Origin of the sequence: Pseudomonas sp., assembly GCF_037994325.1 — a bacterium.
GTDB lineage: Bacteria > Pseudomonadota > Gammaproteobacteria > Pseudomonadales > Pseudomonadaceae > Aquipseudomonas.
The window spans coordinates 1-8,345 of the sequence record NZ_JBBNAH010000680.1 but is presented as its reverse complement, the minus strand read 5'-3'; the positions used below and the strand labels follow the sequence as shown (position 1 = coordinate 8,345).

Genomic DNA, 8,345 nt, shown 5'->3' with positions numbered 1-8,345 from the left:
CCCCTCTCCCGCTCGCGGGAGAGGGGCTGGGGTGAGGGCGAGCCAAACGCCTAACCACTCCCCGCATATGCGCAGAGCAGTTTTACATAGCAATTTATATCGGTTCGCCCGCGCCTTTAGCTCCCCTAGCATGACGTGCCTAACGCCGCATAAGCGGCAACGCGTGGGCTGATACCTGCCAGAAAAAATAGAGGAAGAAACACATGAGTGATGTGCGTGTACTGATCCTGCCCGGCCGCGGTAATTCGGGTGAGCAGCACTGGCAAAGTTATTGGCTCAGCGCCAACCCGACGTACCAACGGGTGGTGCAGCAGGAATGGCACAACCCGCACCGCGAGGACTGGGTGGAAGCCCTGCAAGCGGTAATCAGCCAGGACGACACACCGGTGGTGTTGGTGGCGCATTCGCTCGGGGTCAGCTTGGTCACCCATTGGGCCAGCCGCTACAGCGGGCCGGTTAAAGGCGCGCTGTTGGTGGCGCCCAGTGATCTGGAAGCGGCCGACTACCCCGCCGGCACCGAAGGCTTCACACCCATTCCGTTGAAAAAACTGCCGTTCGAAACCGTGGTAGTGACCAGCACCGACGACCCCAAGGTCACCCTTGAACGCGCCACTGAATTCGCCGCCGCCTGGGGCGCACGTCTGGAAGTGGCCGGCGCTCATGGGCATTTGGGCGCGGCATCGGGCCTTGGCGACTGGCCGTTTGGCGCCGAGCTGCTGAATCAGCTGATCGACCACGCCGTTACGGCATAAGCACGTAAACACTGGGTATTTCAGCTAGACCGGGTGTCGGTGATAACTTTCCGGCATTCATAAATCGGTTCTTACGACTTTATTGCATAACAAACGGCGAATTTATCGGTTCCAGCGCCCTCGCCGCATTCGTAATCTGAACCTGAAATCGCGCTCACCCTGCACAGGACAGCCGCGTCATTCCCATCCGACAGCAGCTCTGTGCCCCTTGCGCCTGTGCTGCTGAACCATGCAGGACATACGCACATGGCTCGCACTGATAAACGCACGCTTCGCTTTGGTATCGGCATTCAGGGGGGCGGTGGCCACTGGCGCGACCCGGCCATTTCCGACGGCGCGGTCTCTGATATTCAGAGTTACATCACACTGGCCCAGCTCGGTGAAGCGGCCAAGTTCGACTTCGCCTTTATTGCCGACTCGGCCTATATCTCCAAAGACGCCACCTGGCCGTTTTTAAGCCGTCTGGAGCCAGTGACCGCGCTGTCGGCGGTGTCTGCCGTCACCCGCCATATCGGCTTGGTCGGCACCATGACCACCTCTTACAGCGAGCCCTTCACCACCGCTCGGCAACTGGCCTCGCTGGATAAAGTGAGCAGCGGCCGCGCTGGTTGGAACGCCGTCACCTCGGCGCTGGAAGGCGTGGCCCGCAACCATGGTCACGACACCCTGCACACCCACGAGCTGCGCTACCGCATCGCCCAGGAATATATCGGCGTGGTCAACGGCCTGTGGGACTCGTGGGAAGACGACGCCTTTGTGCGCAACCGCGAAACCAACGAGTACGTCGACTTCAACAAAATGCACACGCTGGACCACAAGGGCGAGTTTTTCTCGGTGCAGGGTCCGCTGAATATCGAGCGCTCGCCGCAGGGCCGGCCGGTGCAGTTTCAGGCCGGTGCGTCCGATGCCGGACGCGACTTGGCGGCGCGCTACGCCGACGCGGTGTTCTCCGATTTCGCCAGCATTGGTTCCGGCGATTTGACCGAAGCCAAGGCGCAGTACGACGACATCAAGCGCCGGGTAAAAAGCTACGGCCGCGACCCGGAGAAAGTGCTGATTCTGCCGTCCATTGGCCCCATCGTCGGCGACACCGAGGAAGAAGCCGAGGCGCTGTATCAGGAGTCGCTGAAGTTTGTAGACGTCGAATTTGCGGTGAAGTACCTCAGCCGCTATTTCAGCTTTTTCGACTTCTCGCAGTTCCCGCTGGACGAGCCCTTGCCCGAGCTCGGCGATATCGGCAAAGACAGCTTTCGCTCCACCGCCGAGTACTACAAACGCATAGCCCGCGAAGAAAACCTCACCCTGCGCCAGCTTGCCCTGCGTGCGGCCAGCCCCAGGGGCGCGTTTGTCGGCACGGCGCTACAGGTGGCGGACAAGATCCAGCGCTTGTTCGAAGAGCCCATCGTTGACGGCTTTATCGTGTTTGGCCAGCACAAGCTGACCCAGCGCTTTATCGACAAAGTCATCCCGATTCTGCAAGCACGCGGGCTGTTCCGGACCGAGTACGAGGCCGACACTTTTCGCGGCAACCTCGGCCTGGATTTCCCGGAAAACCGTTACGCCCTCGCCCGCCGTCTGGGCGAGCACGAGAGGAAACAGGCATGAGCACCGTAGCCGCCACCCTGGCCCAGCCACAGTCCAACATCGAACAGCGCTTTAAAAAGGCCGCCACCTACCCGCGCCCGCAGCCGCCGGTATTTGCCACCGTCGACGAGGAGCGCCAGCACCGCAAACACAAGTTGGCCGCCGCCTTCCGCATCTTTGGCAAACTGGGCTATGACGAGGGCGTGATGGGCCATATTTCCGCCCGCGACCCGGAAAACCCTAATCACTTCTGGATGAACCCGTTTGGCCTGAGCTTTAACCTGATCACCGCCGACGACCTGCTGTTGATCAACCTCGATGGCGACCTGGTGCAGGGCGACGGCTTTCCCCATCCGGGGGGTATTCCATTGCACTCGGCGATTCTGTCGTTGCGCCCGGACATCATTTCTGTAGCCCATACGCACTCGTTGTATGGCCGCACCTGGACTACCAACGGCCGGCTAATTCCGCCAGCCAGCGCCGAGTCGGCGGTATTTTTTGAGCGCCACGCCATTTACGACAGCCATGCCCATGGCGAAGGCGACAACCTGGTCAATGCCCTGGGCAATAACCGCGCATTGCTGATGAAAAACCATGGCCTGCTCACGGTCGGCCAGACAGTGGATGAAACCGCGTACCTGTTTATTTCCCTGGAGAAAATCTGCCAGTCGCAGATTGCCGCTGAATCCATGGGCTCAACCCTGACCATGGATGAAGAGCACGCACGGCGCAGCGCCGAGCGCTTCCAACCGTACAGCGGCTGGCTGAATTTCCAGCCGGCGTACCAAAGCATTCTCCGCGAACAACCGGACCTACTCGGCAGCCATGCCCACCCAGACAGGAGCGCTCTGTGAAGTACCTGAACTCCCCCGCCCGCGCCTGGCGCAGCCTTTTGCTGGTGCTAAGCCTGATTGCCAGCGCCAGCCCGGCCTTGGCCGAAACCCCGCCCAAACAGATTCGCCTTGGCGGCCCGTCGCTGTCTTCCGCTGGCAACGACTATTGGGGCTGGGGATTGCTCGGCATTGCCCATGCCCGGGGTCTGTTTCAGGAGGAGTTCAAAAACGACGACACCGCGTTGAAGTTTATCGGTTTGAACACCGTGCCAATGGTGGGTGAAGCGCTGGCCAGCAGCCAATTGGACTTTGCCGGCCAGGGTGATTTGATCTCGTTGATCGGCCGTTCTGCCGGGTCGAAAACCCGTTACATCCTGCCGGTGAGCAAGTTCACCAACGCCTATCTCGCGGTGAAAAGCGGCTCGCCGATTCGCTCGGTGGCCGACTTGAAAGGCAAGCGCGTGGCGTACCTCAAGGGCAACTACATTCACCTGCAGGTGATCCGGATTCTGGCCGCCAATGGCCTGACCGAAAAAGATGTGCACCAGGTCAGCCTGGACGCCGCCACCGCCAGCGCCGCGCTCGGCACAGGTGATGTGGACGCCACCTTTGGCGGCGCCGATTTGCTCGCCCTGCGCGACAGCGGCCTGGCCGAAATTGTCTACACCACCCGCGACGACAACCCCAATGCCACCGCGCAAACCGGGCTGATTGTGCGCGACGAATTCGCCACCCAATACCCGGAAACTACCGCCCGCATCGTCAAGGTGCTGGTGCGTGCCGCCGCCTGGGGCTCGGATGAAGCCAACAAGGAAAGCGTCTACGGCCCGTGGTGGAGCTACCGCCTGCCGGCCGTGATTAAAGAAGACACCAGCGATCGCCCGTGGAGCGAACGCGCCAGTCCTTTGTTCGACGGCTTTTTGGTCGGCCAATACCAAGACACCTACCGGCGTGCCAAAGAGCTGAAATTACTGCGCGGTAAAGACTTCGATCTGGCGCAGTGGATGGACCGCAGCTTTCTCGACAAAGCCCTGCGTGACCTGAACCTGGAACACCGTTGGATCGCCCTGGATGAACGCGGTCAGCCCGCCGGTATCGCGGCGCAATGACGGCACACCAGCCCTTGCCTGCCGCCGAGCTAATGGCCGTGAAGCCTGCCGCGCCCACGCCATGGGCCGGGTTTGGCCACCAGGCGCTGCGTCTGGTGTGGCCGTGGTTATTGCCGGTGACCTTGGTGCTGCTCTGGTGGCTGAGCGCGCGCTACGAATGGGTGGCCTCGCAAGTGCTGCCCGGCCCCGACGTGGTGGTGGTCAGCGGCTGGGACATGCTCAGCAGCGGCCTGTTGCAGGAGCATGTGTGGGTCAGCCTGCAGCGCGTGTTGTTTGGGTTTGGGCTGGGCGTGATCAGCGGCTTGCTGCTGGGCGCCGCGATGGGGCTGTCGGAACGGGCCAGCGATTACCTCTATCCACTGGTTCGCCTGATCGCCTATGTGCCGCTGCTGGGTTGGCTGCCGTTGCTGATGCTGCTGTTGGGCATCGGCGAAACCCTGAAAGCCGTGCTGGTGGCGCAAGCCGCGCTGCTGCCGGTGGCGCTGAATACCTGCAACGCCATTCGCGCGGTGCCCAAACGCTTTCTCGAAGTGGGCCGTACCTACGGCTACAGCCGTCAGCAATTGCTCTGGCGAATTATTATGCCGGCCGCCTTTCCCACCGTGTGGAGCAGCATTCGCTATGCCCTGACCAAAAGCTGGTTGGCGCTGGTGGTGGTGGAGCTGCTGGCCTCGTCCGAAGGGCTGGGCTTTTTGATGGTCGACAGCCGTCAGCTGTATCAACTGGATGTGATGCTGGTGGCCGTGGCGAGCATTGGCGTGATCGGCTTTTTGCTCGACCTGGCCCTGGCCACGGTGGAGCGCCATATCTTGCGCTGGCGCCGTCCGGGCTTTGGCCAATGAAGGACCGCCCATGAACGCTGTTTCGTTTCGTCGGTTGCGCCGTGGCCTCACCCTGCCGCTGCTGATTCTGTTTGCCTGGTGGGCGGTGTATGCCTTTGGTATCACCGACAACAAGCTGTTTGTGCCGCCGGGAAAAGTGCTCGACGCGGCTTGGGAGCTGAGCGAAGGCGGCGCCGTGTGGCACACCTTGGGCCGCAGCTTGCTACGCGATATTGCCGGTTTTTTAAGCGGTAGCGGCTTGGGTTTGGCCCTTGGGGTAATGCTCGGTGTATCGCTGAAAACCGAGCGCTTTTTCGGCCTGACGCTGAACTCAATCAAGCAGGTGTCGCTGTTCGCCTGGCTGCCGCTGCTGTCGCTGTGGTTTGGCTTTGGCGAAGCCAGCAAGCTGGCGTTTATTGCCTGGGCGGCGTTTTTCCCGGTGTTGCTCAACACCCTGGAAGGCGTCAGCGGCGTGCCCCGCGAGTTGGTGGAAGTGGCGCGGGTGATGCGTTTTTCCCGCCGCCAGGTGTTTACCCGGTTGGTGTTGCCGGCGGCGCTGCCGTCGATTTTTAACGGTATCTACCTGGCGCTGGTGTTTTCCTGGATGGCCACCCTCGGCGCCGAATATATGCTCGGCTCCGGCGATGGTATGGGCGTGCTGCTGATGGAAAGCCGCACCGAATTTCGCATGGACCGCATGCTGCTCGGCATTGTGTTGGTCGGTGCGATCGGCTTTGCCCTCGACATCTCGGCCAAGGCCCTGGAACGCCGCCTGCTGCGCTGGCGCGACGGTCAGCCCTCCGGCGTTTGAGCCTCCCTCCTACTCTTTCAAGGACCCGCCCCATGGCCCATGCCGCCGCGTTGGAAATCAAACAGCTAAACAAGCAGTACCAGGTGGAGAACCGCCCCCTGACAGTGTTGGAAGACATCAACCTAAGCATCCACCCCGGCGAATTTGTCAGCGTGGTGGGCTCCAGCGGCTGCGGGAAATCCACCTTGCTGCGCCTGATCATTGGCCTGGAAGACGAATACCAGGGCGAGATTCTGGTCGACGGCAAACGCATTGTCGGCACCAGCTTGCAGCGCGGCATCGTGTTTCAGGAACACCGTTTATTTCCCTGGCTGACCGTGCGCGACAACGTGGCGGCCAGCCTGCTGAACGCCAAACTGTCGGCCAAGGAAAAAAAAGATTCGGTGCAGGCGCATATCGATATGGTCGGCCTGCAGGGTTTTGAAAATGCCTACCCGGCGCAGCTGTCGGGCGGTATGTCGCAGCGCGTGGCGATTGCCCGGGCGCTGGTCAGTCGGCCGGAAATTCTGCTGCTCGACGAACCCTTTGGCGCGCTCGACGCCCTTACCCGCAGCCACTTGCAGCGCGAGCTGCAAAACATCCTGCGCCAGGAAGGTATCACCGCGATCATGGTGACCCACGATGTGGAAGAAGCGGTGTTTCTCGGCGACCGCATTGTGGTGATGGAGCCACGGCCGGGGCGGATCAAACGCATTGTCGACATCCCGTTGGCGCGCCCGCGTGAACGAACCGGCTATGCCTTCGCCGCGATCAAGGACGAGATCATGAAAGACTTCTCCGAGATCCCACCGGAGCTGGATGCACTGCCGCCGCTGCTGCCGGTCGCCGAGACCTGGAGACTGACCTGGTGAGTGATGCCACAGGCAGCGCCACCGGCAACCTGAAGGGACAACGAAAACTGCTGCTGAGCTTTCTGGGGCTGAATGCCCTGGCCGGGCTCAGTGTGGGCGTGGCCAAGGTGGTGCTGTCGTTATTTGCCGTGTCGCTAGAGGCAGACGCCGTGCAACTGGGGCTGATCGCCAGCGCGCAAAGTTTAGGTATTTTGCTGATGAGTCTGCCGGCCGGCGTGCTGGTAGATCAGTACGGGCCGTTGCGGCTTTTTACCGTCGGCACGCTGATCAGTGGCGCGCTGTACCTGACGATGCCATGGGTCGATTCCGCCAGTCTGTTGTGCCTGATCATTCTGCTGATTAGCTGCTTTATGCCGCTGCGCATTGTGTCGCTGAGCGCCATGTTTATGCAGCAGATCAGTCGCGTTGGCGTCGGCATGGCCGGCTGGTTTCGCGCCACACATATGGGCGGCATGTTGCTGCTCGGACCGTTGGTGGCCGCCGCACTGCTGGAAACACTGGGCTTTTCCGGGAGCTACATCACCATCGGCGCCACCTTTTTCCTGCTGGTACTTTTAGCGCCTGGCGTGCTGCGCCATTACCAACACGCGAATGAACCGTTACGCACCCTGAGCCTTGGTGAACTCAAGGCACAAGTGGCGTTGCTGGGCAGCGACGGTTTATTGCGTAGCGCGTGCCTGCGGGAGTTTTGTATTCAGGCCGTCCATCAGTTCTACAGCTTCTTTATCGCCGTTATTGCCATCCAGACCTTTCACTTTCAGTTGGCCAGCGCGGCCGCATTGATTTCGGCACAAGGCACCAGCTTTGTATTGGCACTGTTGATAATGGGCGGCGTTGCCTCACGGGTACACGAACAGATGTTCTTTCGCACCAGTTGCGCAGTGATTGGCGGCGCCCTGTTGACGCTGGGCGCGACCGGTAGCGAGTGGGCGCTGTGGCTAGGCGGCATCGGCCTTGGCTGGGGCTTGGGGATGCTGCAGATTGTCAATATTTCCTGGTTTGCCAAGGTGGGCGCGCAGCGCGGCCAAGGCCGTATCGCGGGGCTGAGCACCTTTGTTGGCCCGGCGGGCGCGTTGGTGGGCAGCGCGGTGGGCGGCACCGTCGGCCATTGGTTTGGACTGCAGTGGATGTTTGTGCTGATGGCGCTGGTGTTTGTCGGGTTTCTGCTAAACAGCTTTAATCCTTCATATTCCAAAAACAGCTTACCAGATAATTATTAATAACTTCTCGCGCGAGCTGCTGTTCTCTACCATGTCACGCCGTTCTTTGTAGGAGGGGGCTATACAACAGCATCGCGGCTAAAGCCCCACAAGGACCGAAGTTTGCCCCACGCATCACCGCTCGAAACAGGAAGCCCACTATGAATTTCCAACAGCTGCGCTCCGTGCGTGAAGCCATCCGTAAAGGCTTCAACCTTACCGAAGCCGCCGATGTACTGTGCACCTCGCAGTCTGGAGTTTCCCGGCAACTGCGCGAGCTTGAAGAAGAACTGGGCGTGGCGATTTTCGAGCGCTACGGCAAACGCCTGACCGGCCTTACGGCACCGGGTCGCGATATTGCGCGCATCATCGACCGCATTCTGGT

9 protein-coding genes are annotated in these 8,345 nt (G+C 60.9%); all 9 read left to right on the top strand.

Translation table 11 applies throughout. The annotated features are described in order from the left end of the window. Positions 1 to 203 precede the first annotated feature (203 nt). Positions 204 to 752, top strand: coding sequence for an alpha/beta fold hydrolase (locus AAAB16_RS22450; protein ID WP_340665333.1), 549 nt, complete (start codon positions 204 to 206; stop codon positions 750 to 752). 246 nt (positions 753 to 998) lie between these two features. Further along, entirely contained in the window at positions 999 to 2,357 is a 1,359-nt protein-coding gene (locus tag AAAB16_RS22445) for an LLM class flavin-dependent oxidoreductase (protein ID WP_340665332.1), read from the top strand. Further along, positions 2,354 to 3,190 carry a class II aldolase/adducin family protein gene (locus AAAB16_RS22440; RefSeq protein ID WP_340665331.1) on the top strand — a complete coding sequence of 279 codons (837 nt, stop codon included), beginning with the start codon at positions 2,354 to 2,356 and terminating at the stop codon, positions 3,188 to 3,190. Before AAAB16_RS22445 ends, AAAB16_RS22440 begins: the two co-directional genes overlap by 4 nt. Then, positions 3,187 to 4,278: an ABC transporter substrate-binding protein gene (locus AAAB16_RS22435; protein ID WP_340665330.1), complete on the top strand. Its 1,092-nt coding sequence runs from the start codon at positions 3,187 to 3,189 to the stop codon at positions 4,276 to 4,278. Before AAAB16_RS22440 ends, AAAB16_RS22435 begins: the two co-directional genes overlap by 4 nt. Further along, a complete protein-coding gene (locus AAAB16_RS22430; protein WP_340665329.1) occupies positions 4,275 to 5,120 on the top strand; it encodes an ABC transporter permease in 846 nt (281 codons plus the stop codon). The genes AAAB16_RS22435 and AAAB16_RS22430 overlap by 4 nt, the downstream gene beginning before the upstream one ends. A gap of 10 nt (positions 5,121 to 5,130) precedes the next feature. Further along, on the top strand, positions 5,131 to 5,910 hold the full coding sequence (locus AAAB16_RS22425; protein WP_340665328.1) for an ABC transporter permease: 780 nt from the start codon (positions 5,131 to 5,133) through the stop codon (positions 5,908 to 5,910). A 32-nt stretch (positions 5,911 to 5,942) separates the two neighbouring features. Further along, positions 5,943 to 6,761: an ABC transporter ATP-binding protein gene (locus AAAB16_RS22420; RefSeq protein WP_340665327.1), complete on the top strand. Its 819-nt coding sequence runs from the start codon at positions 5,943 to 5,945 to the stop codon at positions 6,759 to 6,761. Beyond that, positions 6,758 to 7,981: an MFS transporter gene (locus tag AAAB16_RS22415; RefSeq protein ID WP_340665326.1), complete on the top strand. Its 1,224-nt coding sequence runs from the start codon at positions 6,758 to 6,760 to the stop codon at positions 7,979 to 7,981. Before AAAB16_RS22420 ends, AAAB16_RS22415 begins: the two co-directional genes overlap by 4 nt. A 140-nt stretch (positions 7,982 to 8,121) precedes the next feature. Then, a partial coding sequence (locus AAAB16_RS22410; RefSeq protein WP_340665325.1) for a LysR family transcriptional regulator occupies positions 8,122 to 8,345 on the top strand: 224 nt, incomplete at its 3' end.